The organism is Neisseria sp. DTU_2021_1001991_1_SI_NGA_ILE_055, from assembly GCF_032342915.1.
In the GTDB taxonomy this organism is placed as follows: Bacteria; Pseudomonadota; Gammaproteobacteria; order Burkholderiales; family Neisseriaceae; genus Neisseria.
This window is the reverse complement of record NZ_CP135440.1, coordinates 1,263,281-1,288,466: the sequence shown is the minus strand read 5'-3', so window position 1 is coordinate 1,288,466 and position 25,186 is coordinate 1,263,281. Positions and strand designations below refer to the sequence as shown.

Annotated in this window: 22 protein-coding genes; 9 read left to right on the top strand and 13 right to left on the bottom strand. The window is 50.3% G+C overall.

Annotated elements, in window-relative coordinates:
* Positions 1-108 precede the first annotated feature (108 nt).
* Positions 109-1,497 carry a class II fumarate hydratase gene (fumC, locus tag RRV97_RS06020; RefSeq protein ID WP_315611005.1) on the top strand — a complete coding sequence of 463 codons (1,389 nt, stop codon included), beginning with the start codon at positions 109-111 and terminating at the stop codon, positions 1,495-1,497.
* Positions 1,498-1,547: 50 nt separating this feature from the next.
* Here the strand turns inward: fumC and RRV97_RS06015 are convergent, their stop codons facing one another.
* Both RRV97_RS06015 and argH read right to left on the bottom strand, forming a co-directional pair.
* The gene (locus RRV97_RS06015; protein WP_315611004.1) at positions 1,548-2,072 is read right to left on the bottom strand and encodes a hypothetical protein; all 525 of its coding nucleotides are present in this window, start codon (positions 2,070-2,072) and stop codon (positions 1,548-1,550) included.
* Between the two features lie 166 nt (positions 2,073-2,238).
* On the bottom strand, positions 2,239-3,618 hold the full coding sequence (gene argH, locus RRV97_RS06010) for an argininosuccinate lyase (RefSeq protein WP_315611003.1): 1,380 nt from the start codon (positions 3,616-3,618) through the stop codon (positions 2,239-2,241).
* 93 nt (positions 3,619-3,711) lie between these two features.
* Between argH and RRV97_RS06005 the strand changes: the two genes are divergently transcribed.
* Positions 3,712-4,749 (top strand): sensor histidine kinase, encoded by a 1,038-nt coding sequence (locus RRV97_RS06005; RefSeq protein ID WP_311476282.1) that lies wholly within the window; start codon positions 3,712-3,714, stop codon positions 4,747-4,749.
* Between the two features lie 200 nt (positions 4,750-4,949).
* Entirely contained in the window at positions 4,950-7,535 is a 2,586-nt protein-coding gene (acnB, locus tag RRV97_RS06000) for a bifunctional aconitate hydratase 2/2-methylisocitrate dehydratase (protein WP_315611002.1), read from the top strand.
* A 160-nt stretch (positions 7,536-7,695) separates the two neighbouring features.
* Here the strand turns inward: acnB and RRV97_RS05995 are convergent, their stop codons facing one another.
* Positions 7,696-9,087, bottom strand: coding sequence for a DEAD/DEAH box helicase (locus RRV97_RS05995; protein WP_410505871.1), 1,392 nt, complete (start codon positions 9,085-9,087; stop codon positions 7,696-7,698).
* Between the two features lie 431 nt (positions 9,088-9,518).
* Between RRV97_RS05995 and RRV97_RS05990 the strand changes: the two genes are divergently transcribed.
* Positions 9,519-9,854: a hypothetical protein gene (locus tag RRV97_RS05990; protein ID WP_003745772.1), complete on the top strand. Its 336-nt coding sequence runs from the start codon at positions 9,519-9,521 to the stop codon at positions 9,852-9,854.
* 208 nt (positions 9,855-10,062) lie between these two features.
* On the opposite strand, the gene clpX is transcribed toward RRV97_RS05990, so the two are convergent.
* Entirely contained in the window at positions 10,063-11,328 is a 1,266-nt protein-coding gene (clpX, locus tag RRV97_RS05985; RefSeq protein WP_315611001.1) for an ATP-dependent Clp protease ATP-binding subunit ClpX, read from the bottom strand.
* 313 nt (positions 11,329-11,641) lie between these two features.
* On the opposite strand from clpX, the gene RRV97_RS05980 reads away from it, so the two are divergent.
* Positions 11,642-12,550, top strand: a complete 909-nt coding sequence (locus RRV97_RS05980) for a serine hydrolase (RefSeq protein WP_410505886.1) — start codon at positions 11,642-11,644, stop codon at positions 12,548-12,550.
* A 108-nt stretch (positions 12,551-12,658) separates the two neighbouring features.
* Positions 12,659-13,432 (top strand): M48 family metallopeptidase, encoded by a 774-nt coding sequence (locus RRV97_RS05975; protein WP_049348957.1) that lies wholly within the window; start codon positions 12,659-12,661, stop codon positions 13,430-13,432.
* A gap of 63 nt (positions 13,433-13,495) precedes the next feature.
* Here the strand turns inward: RRV97_RS05975 and RRV97_RS05970 are convergent, their stop codons facing one another.
* Positions 13,496-13,990 carry a DMP19 family protein gene (locus RRV97_RS05970; RefSeq protein WP_315611000.1) on the bottom strand — a complete coding sequence of 165 codons (495 nt, stop codon included), beginning with the start codon at positions 13,988-13,990 and terminating at the stop codon, positions 13,496-13,498.
* Positions 13,991-14,100: 110 nt separating this feature from the next.
* On the opposite strand from RRV97_RS05970, the gene RRV97_RS05965 reads away from it, so the two are divergent.
* Both RRV97_RS05965 and RRV97_RS05960 read left to right on the top strand, forming a co-directional pair.
* Positions 14,101-14,298 carry a zinc-finger domain-containing protein gene (locus RRV97_RS05965; RefSeq protein ID WP_003745781.1) on the top strand — a complete coding sequence of 66 codons (198 nt, stop codon included), beginning with the start codon at positions 14,101-14,103 and terminating at the stop codon, positions 14,296-14,298.
* Between the two features lie 3 nt (positions 14,299-14,301).
* Positions 14,302-14,658: a hypothetical protein gene (locus tag RRV97_RS05960; protein ID WP_315610999.1), complete on the top strand. Its 357-nt coding sequence runs from the start codon at positions 14,302-14,304 to the stop codon at positions 14,656-14,658.
* A 6-nt stretch (positions 14,659-14,664) separates the two neighbouring features.
* Here RRV97_RS05960 and mutY read toward each other — a convergent pair whose 3' ends face one another.
* On the bottom strand, positions 14,665-15,699 hold the full coding sequence (gene mutY, locus RRV97_RS05955; RefSeq protein WP_315610998.1) for an A/G-specific adenine glycosylase: 1,035 nt from the start codon (positions 15,697-15,699) through the stop codon (positions 14,665-14,667).
* 162 nt (positions 15,700-15,861) lie between these two features.
* Between mutY and RRV97_RS05950 the strand changes: the two genes are divergently transcribed.
* The gene (locus RRV97_RS05950; RefSeq protein ID WP_315610997.1) at positions 15,862-16,902 is read left to right on the top strand and encodes a zinc-dependent alcohol dehydrogenase family protein; all 1,041 of its coding nucleotides are present in this window, start codon (positions 15,862-15,864) and stop codon (positions 16,900-16,902) included.
* Positions 16,903-16,971: 69 nt separating this feature from the next.
* Here the strand turns inward: RRV97_RS05950 and trmA are convergent, their stop codons facing one another.
* The 7 genes from trmA to RRV97_RS05915 form a co-directional block, all read right to left on the bottom strand.
* Complete coding sequence (trmA, locus tag RRV97_RS05945) at positions 16,972-18,054, bottom strand: tRNA (uridine(54)-C5)-methyltransferase TrmA (protein ID WP_315610996.1); 1,083 nt, start codon at positions 18,052-18,054, stop codon at positions 16,972-16,974.
* Between the two features lie 117 nt (positions 18,055-18,171).
* Positions 18,172-19,674, bottom strand: a complete 1,503-nt coding sequence (gene pta / locus RRV97_RS05940; RefSeq protein ID WP_315610995.1) for a phosphate acetyltransferase — start codon at positions 19,672-19,674, stop codon at positions 18,172-18,174.
* A gap of 150 nt (positions 19,675-19,824) precedes the next feature.
* Positions 19,825-20,901 carry a peptide chain release factor 1 gene (gene prfA, locus RRV97_RS05935; protein ID WP_009174477.1) on the bottom strand — a complete coding sequence of 359 codons (1,077 nt, stop codon included), beginning with the start codon at positions 20,899-20,901 and terminating at the stop codon, positions 19,825-19,827.
* A gap of 156 nt (positions 20,902-21,057) precedes the next feature.
* Entirely contained in the window at positions 21,058-22,326 is a 1,269-nt protein-coding gene (locus RRV97_RS05930; protein ID WP_004519380.1) for an Nramp family divalent metal transporter, read from the bottom strand.
* 287 nt (positions 22,327-22,613) lie between these two features.
* On the bottom strand, positions 22,614-23,381 hold the full coding sequence (locus RRV97_RS05925) for a TatD family hydrolase (protein WP_315610994.1): 768 nt from the start codon (positions 23,379-23,381) through the stop codon (positions 22,614-22,616).
* Between the two features lie 13 nt (positions 23,382-23,394).
* On the bottom strand, positions 23,395-24,378 hold the full coding sequence (locus RRV97_RS05920; protein WP_315610993.1) for an asparaginase: 984 nt from the start codon (positions 24,376-24,378) through the stop codon (positions 23,395-23,397).
* A gap of 66 nt (positions 24,379-24,444) precedes the next feature.
* Complete coding sequence (locus RRV97_RS05915) at positions 24,445-25,107, bottom strand: DedA family protein (protein ID WP_315610992.1); 663 nt, start codon at positions 25,105-25,107, stop codon at positions 24,445-24,447.
* Between the last annotated feature and the right edge of the window lie 79 nt (positions 25,108-25,186).

Genomic DNA, 25,186 nt, shown 5'->3' with positions numbered 1-25,186 from the left:
GATAAAGCAAAAGGCCGTCTGAAAACCTCTCTCTTTTCAGACGGCCTTTTGCTGGGTATAATAAATTTACGAATCATTATTATTTCTGTTTAAATATAGGAGAAACGCATGAGTACCCGTACCGAACACGACACCATGGGCAATGTCGAAGTCCCGTCCGAAGCCTATTGGGGCGCGCAGACCCAGCGCAGCCGCAACAATTTCAAAATCGGTGGCGAAACCCTGCCGCAGCCGTTGATTTATGCTTTGGCGCTGGTGAAAAAAGCCGCAGCCGCCACCAATGTTTCCATCGGTAGGATTAAGCCTGAGCAGGCGGATTTGATTACGCAGGCGGCGGACGACGTGTTGAACGGCAAGCTCGACGGGCAGTTTCCTTTAGTGGTTTGGCAGACCGGCTCCGGTACGCAGTCCAATATGAACATGAACGAAGTGCTGGCGAACCGCGCCAACGAAATCGCCGGTACGGGTTTGGCGGCGTATCAGCCCGTCCATCCCAACGACCATGTGAACCACGCGCAATCGACCAACGACGCGTTCCCGACCGCCATCCACGTCGCCGCCGCGATTGAAATCAACCGCCACCTTATTCCGGCAGTAAAAGCCCTGCGCGACACATTGGACAAAAAAGCCAAAGAATTTGCCCCCATTGTCAAAATCGGCCGTACCCATTTGCAGGACGCGACGCCGTTGACTTTAGGACAAGAGTTTTCCGGATATGTTTCCCAGCTTGATCACGGTTTAGGCCGTCTGAACGATGCGCTTAAAGATTTGTATGAACTTGCTTTGGGCGGCACGGCAGTCGGCACGGGTTTGAACAGCCATCCCGAATACGCCGAAAAAGCCGCCGCCAAACTTGCCGAACTGTCCGGCCTGCCGTTTGTCAGCGCGCCGAATAAATTTGAAGCCTTGGGCGGACGCGATGCCGCCGTTGCCGCTTCGGGCGCACTGAAAACGCTGGCGGCAAGCCTGAACAAAATCGCCAACGACATCCGCTGGCTGGCAAGCGGTCCGCGTTGCGGTTTGGGTGAAATCAAAATCCCCGAAAACGAGCCGGGTTCGTCCATCATGCCGGGCAAAGTCAACCCGACCCAATGCGAAGCAATGACCATGGTGTGCTGCCAAGTGTTCGGCAACGACGTCACCATCGGAATGGCGGGCGCGTCGGGCAATTTCGAGCTGAACGTCTATATGCCCGTTATCGCTTACAACCTCTTGCAATCCATCCGCCTGTTGGGTGATGCGTGCAACAGCTTCAACGAAAACTGCGCCGTCGGCATCGAACCCGTACCGGAAAAAATCGACTATTTCCTGCACCATTCCTTGATGCTGGTTACTGCGTTAAACCGCAAAATCGGCTACGAAAACGCCGCCAAAGTCGCCAAAACCGCCTATAAAAATGACAAATCGTTGCGCGAAACCGCCATCGAATTGGGCTTGCTGACAGGCGAAGAGTTTGACGAATTGGTCGTTCCTGCCGATATGGTTCATCCGCGTTAAGCTTTAATAATGAAACATGCCGTCTGAAAATGTGTTCAGACGGCATGTTTTTATGCTGCGCTTGTCTTTTGTTCAAATAGGGCAAAAATCATTGGCGTCAGATTGACGACCATTAGAAACATTATTGAGCTCAAAAATGTACGCCAGGCGTAATGCCACGCTTCCGTTCTGTCTGCTTGAGGTAGGAGCGATGCAGAATAGCGGTTGTGTAGGGCTTTTGCGGTGTCATTGTTTTCCAAATAGTCCAACGAAAGTACCAACAATTTGCCCGTGTCCTTGTGTTGTAAGAATTTGGCATGCTCAACCCAGATGCCCGGTTTGGCGTATTCGCATAAAGATTCAATGCCGACGCAAGAGGCTAAGCTGTTTTGGTTGTTTTGCAAAATCGACAGCTCGTTTTTTTCAGCCTGCATGGTGGCGGCGGAGGTTTGATGAAGGTATGCGCTCATGCCGTTGCGCTCTATTGCTTGGAAATCATGGAGCTGGCTGAATCCGCCATTTTTCCAGGCGACGAATACGGCATAGCAGCCGCTGAATAGGCAGATCATAGCCAATTTCACGACAATGTTTTTCATCCTCGCTCCTTTGTTTGAATGGGTGGCAAAGTCAGGAGGCGTGTTTTCTCGTTTGAAGGTAAGTTTGGGTTTTATCTGTTTTTATTGTGAGGTTGAGTGTAACACAGGTAATCAAAAGGCCGTCTGAAAATTTTCAGACGGCCTTTTATTATGTGTTTAGATGGGTTTAAGCCAACAATTCACGCCAGCGTTTAATTTGGAAACGGACTTGTTCAGGCGCGGTGCCGCCCAAGTGGTTGCGCGCGTTTAAGCTGCCTTCGGGTGTCAGAACAGTGTACACATCGTCGGCAATCAAACTGCTGAAACCTTGCAGGACTTCGAGCGGCAATTCGCTCAAATCAACACCTGCTTCATCGGCATGGCGCACGGCCTGGGCAACGACTTCGTGGCTGTCGCGGAAAGGCATGCCTTTTTTCACCAAGTAGTCCGCCAAGTCGGTAGCCGTTGCAAAACCCTGCATGACGGCGGCGCGCATATTGTCGGGTTTGACGGTTACGCCGCGCATCATGTCGGCGTAAATCCGCAGCGTGTCGATAAGCGTGTCGGCAGTGTCAAACAGCGGCTCTTTGTCTTCCTGATTGTCTTTGTTGTATGCCAAAGGTTGCGATTTCATCAGGGTAACCAGGCCGATAAGGTGGCCAATCACGCGACCGGATTTGCCGCGCACCAGTTCGGGCACGTCGGGATTTTTCTTCTGCGGCATGATGGACGAGCCGGTGCAGAAACGGTCGGCAATATCGATAAAGCCGAAACGCGGGCTCATCCACAAAATCAATTCTTCGGAAAGGCGGCTCAGGTGAACCATAATCAGGGAAGCGGCGGCGGTGAACTCAATGGCAAAATCGCGGTCAGACACGGCATCGAGCGAGTTTTGGCAGATTTGCTCAAAGCCCAACAGCTCGGCGGTAATTTCGCGTTGAATCGGGTAGGTGGTACCGGCCAGCGCGGCGGCGCCGAGCGGCATACGGTTGACGCGTTTGCGGCAGTCGGCCATGCGCTCGAAATCGCGGCCGAGCATTTCGACGTAGGCGAGCATGTGATGCCCGAAGCTGACGGGCTGGGCGACTTGCAGATGGGTGAAACCGGGCATGACGGTTGTGGCGTTTTGTTCTGCCAAATCAACCAAGGCCGTCTGAAGGTTTTGAATCAGGCTTTGAATAACGGTAATTTGATCGCGCAGCCACAGGCGGATGTCGGTAGCGACTTGGTCGTTGCGGCTGCGGCCGGTGTGCAGGCGTTTGCCGGCGTCGCCGATTTTGTTGGTGAGGCGGCGTTCGATGTTCATGTGGACATCTTCCAAATCCAGCGACCAGGAAATCGTTCCTTCCTTGATTTCTGCTATAATCTCGGCCATACCCTGACGGATGGCGGAGAGGTCGTCTTCGCTCAAAACGCCCGACTGTGTCAGCATTTGCGCGTGTGCCAGCGAGCCTTGGATGTCCCATTCTGCCAGTCGTTTGTCAAAATCAATCGAGCCGGTATATTTTTTGACCAGCTCGGAAACAGGTTCGTTAAAACGGCCTGACCAGGTTTTGTCCTTGCTCATATCAGCATCCTTAAAATATAAATAAAAAAACAGGGTCTACGTCTTCAATATAGCAGACCCGTCTATACATTATGAAAGAAAACGGTTGAAATCATGTCTATTATACGTCAAATAAACCAGAATTTCGCAGTGCCGGATTTGCGCAATTCCGCAACTTTGGTGCGCCTGCTTATTGTTTTGTTAATCAGTTTGTTTATCTTTCCGTTGATGACGGTATCGGGCGTGCCTTATCCGGAACAGATTTTCCAACATTTTTCATGGGCTTGCCCCGTCATCCTCTTAATTTTACTTAAGGTCTATTTTTTACAGGCATTTGCGCCGTCCCTGCTTCGCTCGCAGTACAGCGTCGTGATTTCCTACGTCTCCAACCTGCTGATTTTTTTGTTTGTCGATGTAGTGATTTTGAAGACAGAGATGTGGCCGCTGATTCAACACTTCTTTTTACTGACCTTTTTTTGTTTCAGTTTCATGTACATCGAAGCCGCCCGCCGCAACAGCCTTGCGCCTTCCATTTCCGAAGCCAGGCTGAGCGCGTTGACGGCGCGTATCCGTCCGCATTTCTTGTTTAACAGCCTAAATGCCGCCATCAGCTTAATTCGTCTGCGTCCGTATGATGCGGAAACTCTGTTGGAAAATCTGGCCAACCTGTTTCGCGCACAGTTGCGTGACGGCAGTCAAAATAGTACCTTGGGGCAGGAAATCGAGTGGGCGCAGGAATATATTGCCATCGAGCAAATCCGCATGGGGCATATGCGCGTACAGGTTATGTGGCAACACCATGCACCCGACGATGCGGAAACGCCGCATCTGCTGCTGCAGCCGCTTTTGGAAAATGCCGTATTCCATGGTGTCGAATCCACCCACCGCCCAGGAATAATTACGGTATTAACAAAATTGGAAAAATCCTCTATTTTCATCAGTATCGAGAATCCGTGCGGAACGGAACCTAATGAAAATACCAAGCCGCATAAAGGCAATTCTATGGCCTTACGCAACCTGAAAGAGCGCCTGACTTTGATGTATGACACCGATGCAAAAATCAGAAGCATCCAATCAGACGGCCTGTTCCGCGTTGAAATCATCTTGCCGTACCGTAAAAAATCAGCCGAAGTTTCCCGTTTGTTTGGTTAAAACGCGTAGAAGAGGGCGGCTTGAGATAAATTGGACTATTAACACATTAAATAAAATAGTTTAAATTTATTACATTCAGTAACATAACTGTTCCCATTTTTTGAAAACTGGTCTATGATGCTTAAAAGGATTGTTTACAATCTTTAACTGCAAATCATTTGCAACTGCCCAGAAGAAAAAACAGAAAAAGGAACAAAGAGATGTTAGAAGCCTATCGTAAAGCCGCCGCCGAGCGCGCTGCCCTTGGTATTCCCGCCCTTCCTCTGACTGCTCAGCAAACCGCTGATTTGGTTGAGCTGCTGAAAAATCCACCTGCCGGCGAAGGTGAATTCTTGGTTGAGCTGTTGGCTCACCGCGTACCGCCCGGTGTGGACGATGCCGCCAAAGTCAAAGCTTCATTTTTGGCTGCCGTTGCCGAAGGCAGCGCATCCAGCCCGTTGATTTCCCCCGAATATGCGACCGAACTGTTGGGTACCATGCTCGGCGGTTACAACATCCACGCCTTAATCGAACTCTTAGACAACAACAAACTTGCGCCTATCGCTGCAAATGGTCTGAAACACACTCTGCTGATGTTCGACTCTTTCCACGATGTTCAAGAAAAAGCCAAAAAAGGCAACAAATACGCGCAAGAAGTATTGCAATCTTGGGCAGATGCCGAATGGTTCACTTCTCGTGCCAAAGTTCCTGAAAAAATCACTGTTACCGTCTTCAAAGTTGACGGTGAAACCAATACAGACGACCTCTCTCCCGCGCCCGACGCATGGAGCCGTCCCGATATTCCGCTGCACGCGCTGGCCATGCTGAAAAACCCGCGCGACGGCATCACACCTGACAAACCGGGCGAAGTTGGTCCGATTAAATTGTTGGAAGAACTCAAAGCCAAAGGCCATCCGGTTGCCTACGTCGGCGACGTGGTCGGTACCGGTTCTTCACGCAAATCCGCGACCAACTCCGTCATTTGGCATACAGGCGAAGACATCCCATTCGTACCGAACAAACGTTTCGGCGGCGTATGCCTGGGTGGCAAAATTGCTCCTATTTTCTTCAATACTCAAGAAGACTCAGGCGCATTGCCGATTGAAGTCGATGTTTCCGCGCTGAAAATGGGCGATGTCGTCGATATCCTGCCTTATGAAGGCAAAATCGTGAAAAACGGCGAAACCGTTGCCGAATTCAGCCTGAAATCCCAAGTATTGCTGGATGAAGTGCAAGCTGGTGGCCGTATCAACCTGATTATCGGTCGCGGTTTGACTGCCAAAGCGCGTGAAGCACTGAAATTGCCTGCTTCTACCGAATTCCGTTTGCCTCAAGCGCCTGCCGAAAGCAAAGCCGGTTTCACCTTGGCCCAAAAAATGGTCGGTCGCGCCTGCGGTCTGCCCGAAGGACAAGGCGTACGTCCGGGTACTTACTGCGAACCGCGCATGACGACTGTTGGCTCGCAAGATACTACTGGCCCGATGACCCGCGACGAGCTGAAAGACTTGGCTTGTTTGGGCTTCTCCGCCGATATGGTGATGCAGTCTTTCTGTCACACCGCTGCTTATCCGAAACCTGTCGATGTGAAAACCCATAAAGAACTGCCCGCCTTTATTTCCACCCGCGGCGGTGTGGCTCTGCGTCCGGGCGATGGTGTGATTCACTCATGGCTCAACCGTCTGTTGTTGCCTGATACAGTCGGTACCGGCGGTGACAGCCACACCCGTTTCCCTATCGGTATTTCTTTCCCAGCCGGCTCCGGCTTGGTTGCTTTCGCAGCAGCTACTGGCGTAATGCCACTCGATATGCCTGAGTCTGTATTGGTACGCTTCAGCGGCAAACTGCAACCGGGCGTAACCCTGCGCGATTTGGTAAACGCCATTCCGCTTTACGCGATTAAACAAGGTTTGCTGACCGTTGCGAAAGCCGGTAAGAAAAACATTTTCTCCGGCCGCATCCTCGAAATCGAAGGCCTGCCTGATTTGAAAGTGGAACAAGCCTTTGAATTGACTGACGCATCTGCCGAACGCTCCGCAGCAGGCTGTACTGTGAAGCTCAATAAAGAGCCGATTATCGAGTACATGAAATCCAACATTGTGTTGATGAAAAACATGATTGCCAACGGCTATCAAGATCCGCGCACTTTGGAACGCCGTATCAAAGCCATGGAAGCATGGTTGGCAAATCCGGAGCTGCTCGAAGCGGATAAAGATGCCGAATACGCCGCCGTGATTGAAATCAACATGGACGACATTAAAGAGCCGATTATTGCCTGCCCGAACGACCCTGACGACGTGTGCTTCATGTCTGAACGCTCCGGCACCAAAATCGACGAAGTGTTCATCGGTTCTTGTATGACCAACATCGGCCACTTCCGCGCAGCTTCCAAACTCTTGGAAGGTAAAACCGACATCCCGGTGCGTCTGTGGATGGCGCCTCCAACCAAAATGGATGCGAAAGAGTTGTCTGACGAAGGTCACTACGGCGTACTCGGCCGTGCAGGCGCGCGTATGGAAATGCCGGGTTGCTCATTGTGTATGGGTAACCAAGCACAAGTACATGAAGGCGCGACTGTAATGTCTACTTCTACCCGTAACTTCCCGAACCGTTTGGGTAAAAACACCTTTGTTTACCTCGGCTCGGCTGAGTTGGCAGCAATCTGCTCCAAACTGGGTAAAATCCCGACTGTTGAAGAATACCAAGCCAATATTGGTATCATTAACGAGCAGGGCGACCAAATCTACCGCTACATGAACTTCAACGAAATCGACAGCTACAACGAAGTAGCCGAGACCGTGAATGTTTAATGTAACAAGGTAAACCGATTTTCAGACGGCCTTAAATAACCGAGGCCGTCTGAAACGGATAAATAAAGGACGTGTTCATCACGTCCTTTTTATTTTAGGTTTAATAAAAGGCCGTCTGAAAGTATATTTCAGACGGCCTTTTAGTACAAAACAGCGTGGTTTATTTTACGCCAAAACCAGGCTGGAGCAGGGCGCAAGGCTGACGCTCGTGACGGCTGCGGCGTGTTCTGCCGGCAATTTTGCCGCAGGCAATACCCGGGTCATTTTTGTCTTCTGTTTTTTTCGAGTTTTTGTCCGACTTGCTCGCATATTCGCTGCGTTTGTTTCTGTCATCGCGGCGGGAGCGGCTGTCGTTGTGTTGATTATGGTGTGTTTCAGCTTCATCTTGGTTGCCGTTGCCCCACCAATGCGGCTCGAAGCCTTCGATGCGTTCTACTTTCAAATCGCTGCCGGTCAGTTCTTTAATGGCTTCAAACATTTTTTGTTCGGTTTTATCCATCAAGGAAATCGCAACGCCGTCAGCACCGGCCCGGCCGGTACGTCCGATGCGGTGGACGTAGTCTTCGGGTTGGGTCGGCAACTCGTAGTTGATGACGAAAGGCAACTCGGCAATATCCAGGCCGCGCGCGGCAACGTCGGTGGCAACTAAAACGCGTAATGTGCCTTCTTTAAAGGCATTGAGGGTTTCCAGTCGGCTTTGTTGGGATTTGTCGCCGTGGATGGATTGCGCGGCGATATTGCGGCGGACGAGGTCGCGGGTAACTTGATCGACGCTTTGTTTGGTTTTGCAGAAAACAATAACTTGATTCATATGCAAATCAACAATCAGGCGTTCGAGCAGATTGCGCTTTTTAAGTGCATCAACGGCAATGATGTGTTGCTCGACATTGGCGTTGGTGGTGTTTTGCGCGGCCACCTCGACCATTTCAGGTGTGTGCATAAAATCTTGTGCAAGCTTGCGGATAGGCGGTGAGAAAGTGGCGGAGAAAAGCAGGGTTTGTCGCTGTTTGGGTAACATCTGCATGATTTTGCGGATATCGTCGATGAAACCCATATCCAGCATACGGTCGGCTTCGTCGAGTACAACGATTTCAACTTTGTTTAAATTTATGTTTTTTTGTTTGACGTGGTCGAGCAGTCGGCCAACCGTAGCAACAACGATTTCGCAACCGGCGCGCAAGTCGGCAGTTTGTTTGTCCATATTGACGCCGCCGAAGAGGACGGTGTGGCGCAAAGGAAGGTTTTTAATGTATGCCTGTACGTTTTGATCGATTTGATCGGCCAGTTCGCGGGTCGGGGTCAATACCAGCATGCGGACGGGGTGCATGGCCGGGGAGGTGCTGGATGTGGCGTAGCGTTTCAGGCGTTCGAGACTGGGCAGCATAAAGGCGGCGGTTTTGCCTGTGCCGGTTTGTGCTGCGGCCAAAAGGTCGTGTCCGGCCAACGCCTTAGGAATGGCTGCGGCCTGGATAGGCGTCGGGTTTTCATAACCCTGATCGGTCAGGGCAGAGACTAATTCGCTGCCTAAACCGAGTGAAGAGAAAGGATTCATGATAGCGGCTTTCTGTTCAGACGGCCTTTTGCATAATAAGGCCGTCTGAAAAAATCTGATTCTGAAATGGACAAACCGCAGTATGGTGTCGATTCTGCGGTTTGAAAAAAATGGGGTACGGAAAATCCGTCAAGTAGTCCATTATGCCATAAAACGAAGGACTCCCCAAATGATGGCGACAGCTTTGATTGGCCTGATTTTGATATTTTAGAGTCTAAGAGAAGAAAAATAAATTGATCGGCAAGGTTTTGAGTTTATTGAGGATTAAGCATTTGTCTTAACGTCAATAGGATTAATTTATCAAAAACTTACAGGCTAAAATGAAACTAAATTGGAATTGGGTACTCAATATTGAGGTGCAGGGCTGGTTGACAGCCTGTATCTCCCGTTTAACGGTAAACCATAAAATTAAAATTTAGGAATATACAATTATGAAAACTTTATTGATCGCTCTTGCAACCGGTAGCTTGATGTTGGCAGCTTGTTCTTCTTCCAAACCTGCTGAAGAAGCGGCAGCGCCACGCGTCACTGTTGAAGAAGCAATGACCCAATGCCAACAGGCATCTGGTGAAAATGCTGACCGCGCTGTGTTTGATGCCTGCATGAAAGACAAAGGCTATCAACGTACCGCTGAATCAGCTGCTTCCGAGCCTGCTGCCTCTGAACCGGTAGCAGCACCTGAGGCTGTTGCTCCTGAAGCTGCTGCATCCGAGCCTGCTGCTAAAGCCGCTCCTGCAAAAAAAGCTGCTAAAAAAGTGAAAAAATAAGCTTCATAAAATTCAAGGTAGTCTCGCTCATCAATACTCCGGATGAAAGCAGGCTGTAGAGCAACTTGAAGACAAAGGCCGTCTGAATATGTTTCAGACGGCCTTTGTTTTTCATGTATAAGGCCATCATTAGAAAATATGGTTTTGGTTTTATTAAGAAAATAAAAAAGACGTGTAATGGGTACACGTCTTTTTCGAAGAATAAACCTTATTGCTTGTATTCGCTGCCGTCTTCACGGAAAAGTTTTGGCTGATCGCCTTTTTCCACGACCTCTTTATTGATGACGACTTTGGCTACGTCTTTCAAATCTGGCAGGGCATACATGGTGTCTAAGAGGCAGCGTTCGACGATAGAGCGCAGGCCGCGCGCCCCTGTTTTGCGTTCCATTGCCAGTTTGGCGATGCTGCGCAAAGCGTCTTCTTCAAACTCAAGGCCGACATCTTCCATTTCAAACAAGGTTTGATATTGTTTGACCAAGGCATTTTTCGGTTCGGTTAAAATGTTAACCAAAGCATCTTCGTCCAATTCTGCTAATGTGGCAATCACAGGTAGACGGCCGATAAGTTCGGGAATCAAGCCGAATTTAATCAAGTCTTCAGGCTCGACGGTTTCAAACAGGGCTGAAATATCGGCGTTTTCATCTTTGCTGTGCACCGCTGCACCAAAGCCGATACCGCCTTTTTCAGTACGTTGGCGGATGACTTTTTCCAAGCCGGCAAATGCGCCGCCGCAGATAAAGAGGATGTTGGTGGTATCAACGTTGATGAATTCTTGGTTCGGATGTTTGCGTCCGCCTTGAGGAGGAACGCTGGCTACCGTGCCTTCAATCAGTTTCAGCAAGGCTTGTTGCACGCCTTCGCCGGATACGTCGCGCGTGATGGACGGGTTGTCGCTTTTGCGTGAAATTTTATCGATTTCATCGATATAAACAATGCCGCGCTGGGCTTTTTCAACGTCAAAATCACATTTGCCCAAAAGTTTGGTGATGATTTGCTCGACGTCTTCACCGACATAACCGGCTTCGGTCAAAGTTGTGGCATCTGCCATGACAAAAGGTACATCCAGTTTGCGCGCCAAAGATTGCGCCAACAGGGTTTTACCTGAGCCGGTAGGGCCGATGAGCAGGATGTTGGATTTGGACAATTCCACTTTGCCTTCCGCTTTCGGGTGGCGCAGGCGTTTGTAGTGGTTGTAAACCGATACCGCCAACGCTTTTTTTGCGTGTTCCTGGCCGATAACGTGGTCGTTGAGGTTGGCAACGATTTCGGCAGGGGTAGGCAGTTTTTTCTCGGCGTTTTCTTCTTTTGCTTTGGCAAATTCGTTTTCAATCTCGCCGGACTCGTTGTCTTGCAGCATCAGGCCGCAAGTTTCCACGCATTCGTTGCAGATGAAGGCGTGTTCGCCTTCAATCAGATTTTTAACGTCGTTTTCAGACTTTCCGCAGAATGAACAGGTGCGTTTTTCTTCAGACATAATAATTTCTTCGTATGGTTGTATGGAGGCTGTGTTGTAAAGGGGGAACAGATATTTCGGGCGTATTGCCGGATTGAGGGAATGCCTCTGACAAAGGTGCCTAAGTATAATGACTATCTTGTGTTTTTTCAAATCAGAGCAGGTATCGCGCCGTATCGTCTGAGAAACAGATGAGGGCACTGGATTTGAATATCTCGCAAACAAACGCAAAGTTTTCTCAACTCGCTTTACAATTGCCGAAAAATTTAACAGAATGTTGAATTAAATGTATTTTTTTGAATTGGCAGATATGAAATTCTATAAAACTTTAGGAATGGTATGGACAGGTGTGGCATTGGCCTTTGCTTCTGCGCCTGCCGTTGCCGATGATATGGATGTATTGGGACAATTTTTAGAGCAAAATTTCCCAGTTCAAAATGACCCGATGGAAGCTTTTGCGTTGAGCCATGCCGACCAAGTCGAAGCTCAGGCTGCTTTGGCCGGTCCTTTGCTTTCTTCGCAATCTGCTTTGATTTTCAATAATAAAACCGGTGAAGTGCTGTATCAGAAAAACCCTGATCGTGTCATGCCGATTGCCTCTATTTCCAAATTGATGAGCGCAATGGTGGTTTTGGATGCGCATCTCGATATGAACGAGCCTATCACGATTACCGAGGCTGAAATCGACCGTTTGAAAGGTACGGGCAGCCGTTTGAGCATCGGCACGACGCTGACGCGCGGCGAGTTGTTGCATTTGAGCCTGATGAGTAGTGAAAACCGTGCTACCCATGCATTGGGCCGTACCTATCCGGGCGGTATGAGTGCGTTTGTTGCGGCCATGAATGCCAAAGCGCAAAGCCTGGGTATGACCAGCAGCCGTTTCTATGAGCCTACCGGTCTGAATTTCCAAAATGTTTCCACTGCACGCGATTTGAACCGTATGGTTGCGGCAGCCAGCAAATATCCGTTAATCCGTAAAAATTCGACTTCAAATTACGGCTCGGTGTTGACGGCAAACGGCCGCCAAAACTACAAAAACTCCAACGCCTTAGTGCGTGAGGGCAGCTGGAATATCGAATTGCAGAAAACCGGCTATATCCGTGAAGCCGGACGTTCTATGGTGGTTAAGGCCAATGTACAGAATCAGCCGATTACCATCGTATTGCTCAACTCTCCGTCTTCTACAACCCGCGTGAACGATGCGCGTAAGATTGAGTCTTGGATGTTGCAGCGCCGTTCTTAAATGTTACGCTTAAAGGCCGTCTGAAACCGTTCAGACGGCCTTTTGTGTAAAGTGTATTAAATTTGGGTACAATGTCGTTACATTAACTTAAAAACACAGAGAGAAAACATGTTGAAAAAATGGAATAAAAAATATTGGGCCGGCATGGGCGTGATTTTGGCGTTGACCGGCTGTACTTCTGTAGCGGATATGGTTGGCTACGATACTGCGACTTTAAATGAAGACGCAGCTAAAAGTTACTCACAAGTCATTCAAAACGCACGTGGTCAAAAAGCTTTGGATGTTTCATCTCCAACCGCTCAACGCGTTCAACGCGTGTTTGCACGTCTGCGTCCTCATGCTGAGCGCGCCAACAAAACCGGTGTGCCTTTCAACTGGCAGATGAACGTTATCCGCAGTGATGAAATGAACGCATGGGCCATGCCGGGCGGTAAAATGGCCGTGTACACTGGCATAGTAGAAAAATTGAAGCTGACGGATGCTGAAATTGCCGCTGTTGTCGGCCATGAAATGACCCATGCTTTGTTGGAACACAGTAAAAAAGCTTTGGGTGGACAAGTATTGACCGGCTTGGGCGGTTCGATTTTGGCCAGCTCAACCGGCGTGGATGGCGATTTGGTTGGCTTGGGTGCAGATTTGTTGGCAACCAAACCGTTCTCACGCCATCAGGAGAGCGAGGCGGATGCTGGCGGTGTGCGTTTGATGGCTGAAGCAGGCTACAACCCTGAGGCTGCGGTAAGCGTGTGGGAAAAAATGAACAAAGTACAGGGCGGCAGCTCATTGTCTATTTTGTCGACCCACCCGACTAATCAGGCGCGTATCAATGCAATCCGCAAAATGTTGCCTGAAGTGATGCCGATTTATCAGAAAAACAAACGTTAATTCGATGTATTGATGATTTTGCCGGTTTGAACAGATGATTCAAACCGGCAAAGTTTTATGGTTTCAGTCTGACAGTTTGGCAAATTTATCCCAATTTGCTTGAACGTAGGCCGCTGCGGCTTCCAAGTCTTCGTCGGCAACGTCATAATAATCGCCGTCAAGCTCTTCAAAATCGGGGAAAGCTTTACGGATTTCGTCGAAATCCCTTTGCTCGTCTGCCATTTTTTCAATGGCTTCGCCGTGTTTTTCGTACAGGGCTTTGGCTTTGTCTAGGATTTTCGGTATCGGCTTGATGCGCCAGCGGCGCAGGCTGTCGGCAACCGGGTTGCAGAAGATGTATTCTCCGTATCCTGAAGCGATAAGCTGAACAAAGCCGCCTTCTTGAACTTGGCTGTCGAGGTAGCAAAGGGCTGTCAATGTATGCTGTTCGTCATTGAGGCTAGACATTTCCTCGTCGCCTGTCTGTTCGGTGTGATCCAAATAGGCTGCACTGAGTGTATAAAGAAATGAAGCGGAATCGGAAGTATCGAAATCTTGAAGGCGGAGCAGGGTAGTCATCATCAAAGGCCGTCTGAAAAAAGTGATTATATAATGTTTTCAGTCTGAACCTAGCGGCCGTTTTGCTTTACAATATCGGAAGATAAGAAAACATAGTGAGGAACCAAACCATGAGTACACAGTCTGAAAAAAACGTTGTAGTCATCAAGCCGCAGGATTTGCCGCTACATTGCTCCGGCCCTAATCATGAAACATGGAACGGCCATCCGCGCGTGTTCTTGCCGATTCAGTCCAACAGTGAGATTGAATGCCCGTATTGCGGCACTTATTACCGTCTTGATGGCGAGATTCCGCATCACCATTACTAATCTATGCCTATGTTGAACAAAATCATCTGCGCTTTGTGCGTGGGTTTGTGCGCTGCGTGCGGCTCGTATAAAGCCGTGCGCCCTGACGCGCCTTTACCGGTCATTGCACAGGCGCAGACGTATTCTGTCCGTTATCAATCCGCACAAGGTCGGACGATTACTGCAATTTATATCAACAGCCACAGCCCGATGATGGTTGAGCTGCGTGAAGGCAATACGGTTGAGAAACTGGTGCAAGTCCGCTTGCGCAGTCAGGGTGTCGAGTACGCCAATCCAAGCTCGCGTTGGCAGATTGGCGATGGGTTTGCAGTGCTGATTCGCGGCGGGAAAGAAGTTGTATTTAAAGAGATTGTGGAATAGGGCGGTTTAGCCTTTAGCCAAATATTTGATTAAAGGTTTGGGCAAACCATAATCTGCCAAATGTTCCGATGATACCCAAAGGCCGTCTGAAAGATGTTCAGACGGCCTTTGTTGCGTCTGAAAAGGGGTAATCATCAATAAGCGGTGGGTCAGGCGGTGGGTAAACGTGGTTTGTTCTTCGAGGCCGTCTGAAACAATGCCGAAGCGTTCGGCGTAAGCATACAAATCGTCTAATTTTTCAAAACAGGGTACGCAATACAGACCGCCCCAAATGCCCTTGGCAGGGCGTTTTTCAAGCAATAATGCGCCGTTTTGGTTACGAATAATCAGCCAGTAAAGCGGCAGGGTATGTACTTCAAGGGCGGTTTTTTTGCGCGGCAGCTCGTCAATACGGTTTTGCTTTTTTGCTTCGCAGATGTCTGCCATAGGGCATTGATGACACAAAGGTTTTGTCCGTTTGCAGACGGTTGCGCCCAAGTCCATCAAGCCTTGCGTGTAGGCAGGCATATCGGCGTTTTCAGACGGCAGCAGGCTTTCGGCGAGCGACCAAAGCGAGTTTTCAAATTTTTTGTCTTGCGGATTGCCGTCGCGGGCGAACACGCGGCAGAGAACGCGTTTGACGTTGCCGTCCAAGATGGTTTCGCGGCGGTTGAAAGCAAAGGCAGAAATGGCGGCGGCGGTACTTCTGCCTACGCCGCAGAGCGTTTCCAAGTCTTTGCGCTCCGACGGAAACGTGCCGCCGAATTGTTCGACGACTTGTTGCGCGGCTTTGTGCAGGTTGCGTGCGCGGCTGTAATAGCCCAAGCCCGCCCATAAAGATAAAACCTCGTCTTGCGGCGCGGCGGCAAGTGATTGTACGGTTGGGAATTTGGCTAAGAAACGCGGATAGTAGTCCAATACGGTAGCAACCTGCGTTTGCTGGAGCATGATTTCTGAAAGCCAGACGGAATAAGGATCTTTGACCTGCCAAGGCAAATCGTGACGGCCGTGTTGCCGTTGCCAATCAATGAGTCGTCGCGCGAAGGATGTGGGTGTGTTCATTAATATTTTCTTTTTAATTATTTATTTTAAAAACAGTATGTTACACTATAACATACAAAATAATAATCAGGATTGACTTATCTGGCGGAGGGGTATATAAATATAGTTAACGTGGATTTACGCAGTATTGTTAAAGTTTATTAACCACTCAAGGAGATTCACATGAAAGCAATGGTTTATCACGGCGCAAACGACATCCGTTTTGAAGAAAAACCCCGCCCTCAAATTATCGATCCGACCGATGCAGTCGTCAAAATCGTTAAAACCACGATTTGCGGTACCGACTTGGGTATTTGGAAGGGTAAAAACCCTGAAGTTGCCGACGGTCGCATTCTCGGTCATGAGGGCATCGGTATTGTAGAAGAAGTCGGCGATGCTGTAAAAAACATCAAAGTCGGTGATAAAGTCATTATTTCATGTGTCAGCAAATGCTGTACTTGCGACAACTGTAAAATCCAACTTTATTCACACTGCCGCAACGGCGGTTGGATCTTGGGCTATATGATTGACGGTACTCAGGCCGAATACGTCCGTACGCCTTATGCCGACAACAGCTTGGTTCCGCTGCCTGACAACGTCAATGAAGAAGTTGCCTTGCTGTTGAGCGATGCTTTGCCGACCGCCCACGAAATCGGCGTGCAATACGGTGATGTGAAACCTGGCGATACCGTATTCATCGCAGGTGCAGGCCCTGTCGGTATGTCTGCGTTGTTGACTGCGCAACTGTATAGCCCTGCCGCCATCATCGTTTGCGATATGGACGAAAACCGTTTGAAACTAGCGAAAGAATTGGGCGCAACCCATACCATCAACCCTGCTTCCGGCGATGTGAGCAAGCAAGTTACTGATATCGTTGGCGAAGACGGCGTAGATTGCGCCATCGAAGCGGTCGGTATCCCTGCGACTTGGAATATGTGCCAAGACATTGTGAAACCCGGCGGCCATATTGCTGTGGTTGGTGTGCATGGTCAATCCGTTGATTTCAAACTGGAAAAACTGTGGATTAAAAACCTTGCCATCACAACGGGCCTGGTTAACGCGAATACCACCGAAATGCTGATGAAAGCCATTTCCAGCAGCTCAGTGGATTACACCAAAATGATGACCCACCATTTCAAATTCAGCGAATTGGAAAAAGCTTACGATGTATTCAAACATGCTGCTGAAAACCAAGCCATGAAAGTGGTTTTGGAAGCGGATTGATTTGAAAATCGCTTAATATGCTGTTAATTAAAGGCCGTCTGAACATTCAGACGGCCTTTTTGTATGGTTTTATTTTTTCTTCAACCAAACGCCGCTTTCGATATGGTGGGTAAATGGGAATTGGTCGAACAGGGCGGCGCGTTCGATGGTATGGGTTTGACAGAGCGTGTCGAGGTTGGCACGCAGGGTCTCAGGGTTGCAGGAAATATAGAGAACGTTGTCGAATCGGGCAACCAATTTGAGCGTCTCATCATCGACACCGGCGCGCGGAGGATCAACGAAAATAGTTGAAAAATCATAGTTTTTCAAGTCGATGCCTTGTTCTTGCAGGCGGCGGAATTCACGGTTTTGCGTGTAGGCCTCAGTAAACTCTTCCGCAGAAAGGCGGGCGATTTTGAGATTGGTAATTTGGTTGGCTTCAATATTCCACTGGGCGGCGTTGACGGAAGTTTTGGAAACTTCGGTTGCCAGCACTTGATTGAAATGTTGCGAAAGCGGCAGGGTGAAATTGCCGTTGCCGCAATATAGCTCAAGCAGGTCTTTGCCTAGGTTTTGTGCGGCATCACACGCCCAAGTCAGCATTTTTTGACACACTTGGGCATTGGGTTGGGTAAAGCTGCCTTCGATTTGACGGTAGCGGAAGGTTTTGCCGTTGACCGTCAATGCTTCGGTTACGAAATCTTGGCTCAATACGATTTTTTGTCCGCGGCTGCGGCCGATGATGTGGATGCCCAAATCGTGCGCCAGCTCTTGCGCGGCTTGTTGCCATGCTTCGTTCAGCTTCTTGTGGTAAATCATGGTCACCAGCATTTCGCCGCTTAAAGTGGATAAAAATTCGACGGCGTACCAGCGGTTTTTCAGCTCGGGATGATTGGATGCGGCTTCAATCAGTTTCGGCATCAATGCATTGATGGATTCGGACGCGGCAGGAAATTGGTCACAACGGATCAGGCTTGCCCCGCTTGCCTTTTGCCCGCGTTCAAACATGGCGTAAAACATTTCGCCGCCCTCATGCCAGATACGGAACTCGGCACGCATCCTGTAATGCTGTTCCGGAGATTCAAAGACTTCGATTTCAGGGCAATCCAGTCCTTGGAAAAGTTGCTGAAGATATTGCTTTTTGTCGGCTAGTTGTTGCTGGTAGGCAGTCATCGGGGCAGTCTTTCAGAAAATAATGGCGAATTATAATATAGTTGGCGCAAAGATACGAAAGGCCGTCTGAAACATCGGTTTCAGACGGCCTTTGATTTCAAAGCATCAGCTTGTCAATCAGCCTTGCATTTGTTTGGCTTGAACGGCAGTCAGGGCGATGGTGAAGACGATGTCTTCAATCAATGCGCCGCGGGACAAGTCGTTAACCGGTTTGCGCAAACCTTGCAACAACGGGCCTACGCTCAGGACGTTGGCGCTGCGTTGTACGGCTTTGTAAGTACAGTTGCCGGTATTGAGGTCTGGGAAAACCAAAACGGTTGCTTGACCGGCAACAGCGCTACCCGGAGCTTTGGATTTGCCGATAGATGGAACGGTAGCTGCATCGTATTGCAACGGACCTTCGATAGCCAAATCAGGGCGTTTCTCTTTCGCCAGTTTGGTGGCTTCGATCACAGCATCGACATCAGGGCCGCTGCCTGAGTTGATGGTGGAGTAGGAAATCATGGCCACTTTTGGATCGATACCGAAAGCTTTGGCGCTGTCGGCAGATTGGATGGCGATGTCGGCCAGTTGCTCAGGCGTTGGGTTCGGATTAACCGCGCAGTCGGCAAATGCTAATACTTGGTTAGGCAGCAACATGAAGAATACGCTGGATACGAGGCTTGCACCCGGAGCGGTTTTAATCAGTTGAAGGGCAGGGCGGATGGTGTTGGCAGTGGTGTGGACTGCACCGGAAACCAAACCATCCACGTCGTTTTGAGCCATCATCATGGTGCCCAGTACGACGGTATCTTGCAGCTGTTTGCGGGCATCTTCAGGAGTCAGGCCTTTGGATTTGCGCAATTCGCACATTGGCTCGACGTATTGCTCAACCAAAGAAGCAGGATCAATGATTTCCAAAGAATCAGGCAGGGAAATGCCGCGCTCTTTCGCTACGGCTTCAACTTCTTCGCGGGTAGCCAACAGTACGCAACGGGCGATGCCTTTTTCGTGACAGATGGCGGCAGCGGCGACGGTACGCGGTTCTGCGCCTTCAGGCAGAACGATGCGCATATCGGCTTTGCGGGCAAAATCGATCAGGTTGTAACGGAATTGGGCTGGAGACAGGCGTTTGGCTTCGCGTTTAGCCAAAGCGGATACATCTTGCAGTTTGTCGCTGGAGCCGAAGAAAGTCAGGCCGGTTTGCTCGGCAACTTGTGCGCCTAAAGCAGCGGCTGCGCCGTCAATGATAAAGCCTTCCAATAAGCCCGGGGAGTTGGTGTAGAGCTGTTTGGTGAGGTTTAATTGTTGGGCGATGGCGGCTGCGTCGGTGTTGTCGGATTTCAGCGCCAATACAACGCCTGCGTCCAAAGACAGCGCCAATTCAACGTTTTTGCCTGCCAAGAACAATTTGTCTGCATCAGGAGTGATGCCTTCGATAACGAGGTTATCTGCGTTCAATGCTGCAACTTTACCGACAAGTGCGTCAAACCAGTCGTCGCTCTTGCCTTGAGCCAACAGGGCTTCTGTAGTGGAGTCAACGGCTTGGAAAACTTGTGCATTCAATGCCGCTGCAAATGCTTTTGCCGCTGCATCGGCGCTCAGGCCGGTAGATACCGGTGCGATCAGGATTTTTGCCATTTTGTGTCCTCTCTTTCGTTAATTGTAGAAGGGTGTTGCTGGGGCGCAGCTGGTGCTGCATTTTATCACTTTGGGATTAACATATATACGGTCATGCTGACATATGCCATCAGGCCGTCTGAAAAGTATAAACGTAACGGACTAAATCCATCAATCCCCCATTGCCGCCAAAAGCTCGGCTTGATGTTCGGCAATCAGAGCGTTGGTAATTTCTTCCAAATCGCCGTCCATCACGAAATCCAGTTTGTGCAGGGTGAGGTTGATGCGGTGGTCGGTCACGCGGCCTTGGGGGTAGTTGTAGGTGCGGATGCGTTCGCTGCGGTCGCCGCTGCCGATGAGGGATTTGCGTTCGGCGGCTTCTTTGGCTTGTGCTTCGCGTTTTTGCGCGTCGTTCAGGCGGGCGGCGAGGACTTTCATCGCCTGCGCTTTGTTGGCGTGTTGGCTGCGGCCGTCTTGGCATTCGACCACCATGCCGGTGGGCAGGTGGGTGATGCGGACGGCGGAGTCGGTTTTGTTGATGTGCTGACCGCCCGCGCCGGATGCACGGAAGGTGTCGATGCGCAGGTCGGCGGGGTTCAACTCGATGTCTTCCAGTTCATCCGCTTCGGGCATGACGGCGACGGTGCAGGCGGAAGTATGGATACGGCCTTGGCTTTCGGTGGCAGGGACGCGCTGTACGCGGTGGCCGCCCGATTCGAATTTCAGACGACTGTACGCGCCCAAACCGACGATACGGGCGATGACTTCTTTATAGCCGCCCAACTCGCTTTCGTTGGCGGAAACGATTTCGACCTGCCAGCGGTTGCGCTCGGCGTAGCGGCTGTACATACGCAGCAAATCGCCTGCAAACAGCGCGGCTTCGTCGCCGCCCGTTCCGGCGCGCACCTCGATGAAGATGTTTTTGTCGTCGTCGGCATCTTTGGGCAGCAGCAGTTTTTGCAATTCGGTATCGAGCGTGTCGATTTTGGCTTTCGCCGCTTCGATTTCTTCGGCGGCAAAGTCTTTCATTTCAGGGTCGGACAGCATTTCTTCGGCATCCGCCAAGTCACTTTGCGCCAGTTGATAGTTTTGGAACACTTCGACCACGGGCGTCAATTCGGCGTGTTCGCGCGTGAGTTTGCGGTAGTTGTCCATATCGGACGTGGCTTCAGGCTGTCCGAGCAAATGCGTGACTTCTTCCAGTCGGTCGCTGAGTTGTTGTAGTTTTTCTAAGATAGACGGCTTCATAAATTTTCCAAAATACGGATGCCGTCGAGTGGTCTGCAACGGCGAAATAAGGCGTTATTATAATGGGTTTGAATGAAAATTCAAAAAGATATGATGGATTGGAAAGGCCGTCTGAAACCTGTTTTGAAGTTTCAGACGGCCTTTTTTCATATGTACTTATTTAGGCGCAGCCAAGATGCCTGTTTGGTTCAGCAGGAACAAAACGGTAAAGCCGGTCAAATAAATCAAACCGATAATGGCGAGGAAGTTCATGCCCATGGTCAGTTTGTGGCGTTTGTCGCCTTTGACGAGGCGGTAGTTCAACCAAGCGAACACGGGAGCGGCAACGAAAGCGGTAATCATGGCGAATTTGAGCAGCTCGGCCATTGCGCTGTTGAACCAGAAAATCACGGCCAAGCCTGAGCCTGCTACCCAAATGTTCCATGCAAACAATTCGGCATTGCCGGTTTTGTCTTTGCCGCGCAGCAGGCGTACCGGTTCGGCAATCGCGCGCGCGTAGCCGTCCACTACGGTAATCGTCGTGCCGTACATACAGGCAAAGGCGATAAATGCCACTAATGGACGAGACCAGTCGCCGATGGTCACGGCGTACATATTAATCAGCTGGCCGACATATTTGCCGCCCGCCATTTGCACTTCTTCGCCGTTGCCGTATTGGACATATGCACCCAAGGCGAGGAAGACAACCGCCAAAATCGCGCTGGTAATGTAGCCGACGTTGAAGTCGAAAATGCCGTCGCGGTAGCTGGAAGGGTTGATGCGTTGTTTTTCGGTAACCCACAAAGAGTTGATGGCGGAAATTTCAATCGGCGCAGGCATCCAGCCCATCAGCGCGATGAGGAAGCCCAAGCCTGCCAGTGTCCACGGGGTAGGCTCGATAAAGTCGGGTTTCATCTGCATGCCGCGAGACATGGCCACGGCGGCTGCGGCGACGGTGGCGATGGTCAGGCTGACGATGATGATTTTGGAAACGTTGTCCAATGCTTTATAGCGGCCGCTTGCCAAAATCAGCAGGCAGGAAACCATAATCATGACGGACACCATGCCGGCATCGAAAGTCAGCGACGGGATCGCCATTTTGACGATGGCGGCGGTAACGATGGCGACCGCACCGGCATTAATCGTTGCCGATGCAATACACAAAATCAAAAATACCCACAAATAAACGCGGCTTTTTTCGGCATAGCCCTCAATCAGGCTTTTGCCCGTGTCCAGCGTGTAATGTGCGCTGAAGCGGAAAAACGGGTATTTGAACAGGTTGGTCAGAATAATAATCAGCGCAAGCTGCCAGCCGTAAAGTGCGCCTGCCTGCGTGGAGGCAATCAGGTGCGAGCCGCCGACTGCCGCCGAAGCCATCATGATACCCGGGCCGAGAGCATTGATTTTGCTCTTCCAGGTGGAAGCGTGTGTATGTTGTTCAGTCATAATTAGTTTCCGCCTTTTTCAGACGGCCTTATTATCAAAAAAAAGCATATTTTAACGTAAATAAAAAGTTTGCCCAATAATATGCGTAATACTTTTTATCAATCAAAAGGAAAATACGGTGTTAAAAAGCCGAGATGACGGAGTGAGCGATATTTTGTGCCAAAAACATTTTTTCAGACGGCCTTGTATCGCTTTTTATTCATGAACATGGGGTAGGGAGGGCTGAGTGTGTCCGTTTGGAAACGGAACGGCCGGGCAAGACTTTTTGATGCATTGAGGCCGGCATATTAAGGGGAAGTATGGAGCAGGGAATCCACGTTTTGCTCGGTTATCTCGGCCAGTTGTGCCAGCGGTACGCCGCGCAGTTCGGCGGCAATTTCGGCGATACGGCGGATGTTGGCCGGGGTATTGGTTTCGTGGCCGAGCATAAAGGGGCTGTCGGTTTCGAGAACAAAATCCGTGTCGTCTAAGGCTTGTAAGGCGGTACGGACTTTTTTGGCATTGGGATTGAGCAACAGCGAGCCTATGCCGATTTTAAAGTTGAGTTTTACCAAAATCCGCGCTTCTTCTACGCTGCCGGAGAAAGCGTGGACAATACCGCCTTGTGTGAAACCGGCGGTTTTGACGGCGGCGGCAATGGCGGCGGCGGCTTTCAGATTATGAATGATGACGCGGCGGTTGAGGTGTTGGGCGAGGATAAGTTGGCGGATAAAGACGTCGGTTTGTGTGTCGCGTTGCGCTTGGGTTTGCTCTTTTCCATAAAAATCCAAACCGATTTCTCCAACCCATGCTTGCGGATGTCGGATTAATTCGGACTCTAATTCTTGGAATGCAGCTTCGTTGAGGCTGTCTGAAAACCACGGATGAATGCCCAAAGCGATATGGATGTTTTCAGACGGCCTTTCCAACTGCGCAACGGAATGCCAATCCTTGGGGGATGTAGCCGGTACGATAAAACGAGCTACGCCGGCGGCTTGCGCTTCGGCAAGTACGGCAGACAGCGTGTCGGCAAGTTTAGGATCGGCAAGATGGCAGTGGGTGTCGGTGAAAGTCATGTTTAATGGCGGTTTACAGCAGATTTAATTGTCGTAATTCTTGTTGCACCTTATCTGCATTCCAGTCATGTGATACGGCAAGGGTCATCAGCGCAGTGGCGGTTTCAAGGTTGCATTTGCCGCCGTTGATGATACCTGCCTGACGCAAAGCATCGCCTTGGGCATAGACTGCGGCGGCGCAACCTTGCGGCACTTGGCTGATGTTGAGCAGTAACTTGCCTTGTTGTGTAAAGGTTTGGACGGCTCGGACAAACGCATCGTTGCTCGGTGCATTGCCGTGGCCGTAGCTTTGCAGGATTAGGGCTTGGGCGGAAAGTTGGGGCAGGCCGTCTGAAAGTTCTTGTGCGGCATAACCGGGAATCAGCGTGCGGACGGAAACTTTTGCTTCAGGATTTGGAAGACGCGGTTTGAGGCTGTCTGAATGTTGGGTCGGGGCGGTACGGATATTGTGCCAACCTTTGTTTTCCTCCCATTCGGCGAGTGCGCCAAAATGCAGGTTGTCAAAACCTGCGGCGGTTTCGGTGCTGACCTTGCTGCTGCCGACGGCTGGGAAGAGCTTGCCGTTAAAGGCAATCGCCACTTGTTTGAGTTTGAGCGAGAAAGAAGAAACGGCGGTAGCAAGGTTGCGCGGCGCATCGCTGTTGGCGGCATCGTAAGGCCATTGCGAGCCGGTCAGGATAACGGGTTTGTCCAAACCTTGCAGCGAAAGGGCGAAGAGGTTGGCGGTGTATGCCATGGTATCCGTGCCGTGCAGCACCAAAATGCCGTCATAGTCAGGCAGCTTGGCGATAATAAGCTCCAACCAGTCGCGTTGGTTTTGCAGCGTTACTGCGGAAGAATCGATGAGCGGCTGGCAAACGTGCCATTCGAAATCAAGGCCGTTTGAAAAGGGGGCAAGGGCTTTATCGACGAGAGCGGTGTCGGGGCGCAGGCCGGCGCTGCTTTGGGTCATGCCGATGGTGCCGCCGGTGTAGAGGACGAAGATTTTTTGTTTCATGGTGTTTCTGATGAATGATTGAGGCCGTCTGAAAGCGGGGAAGTGTTTCAGACGGCCTGGAATGGTTTATTGATTGGCTTGTATTTTGGCTTTTGCAGCGCGTTTTTCGTGCAGTTTCTCGCGGAAGAAGGTGTGGCGGCGGTGTTTTTTCCACCAAATCCAGCCGACAATGACTGCGCCGATGCCCAGTACGATAAAGATACCTGATTGCAGGCTGTGCATTTTTTTCATCAGCCAGTCGGTATTGCGTGCGCCGTATTCGCCCAAATAAATCCAAACCGGAACGGAAATCAGCGCGGCCAAACCGTCCATCAGGATGAAGCGCAGGTAGGAAACCTTGCGGCTGATGCCTGCGGTCACGAAAACGGCGGTACGCAGGCCGGGCAGGAAGCGGGCGACGAATAAAACCCAGTTGCCGTATTTGTCGAATTTTTCCTGTACTTGGGCATAGCGTTTGGGCGTCATCACGCGCGCAATCGGTTTGAATTTAAGGATTTTTTGTCCCCAAATCCGGCCGGCCGCAAACATAAAGCCGTCGCCTACCAATACGCCGAGCATGCCGACGGCAAACATAATATGCGAGTTGGTATAACCCAGGCCGGAAATCACACCACCGGTTACCAGCGTCAAATCTTCAGGAATCGGCACGCCGAAGCCGCAAATAACCAAAACGAAAAACACGGCCGCATAGCCGTATTCAACGAAAAAAGATTCTAAAAATGCAAACATGGCCGCCGTCCCACGATAGATATTGATTGATGACTGGATTAAGTTGGAATTCTACCAAAGATAAGGCCGTCTGAAAGCA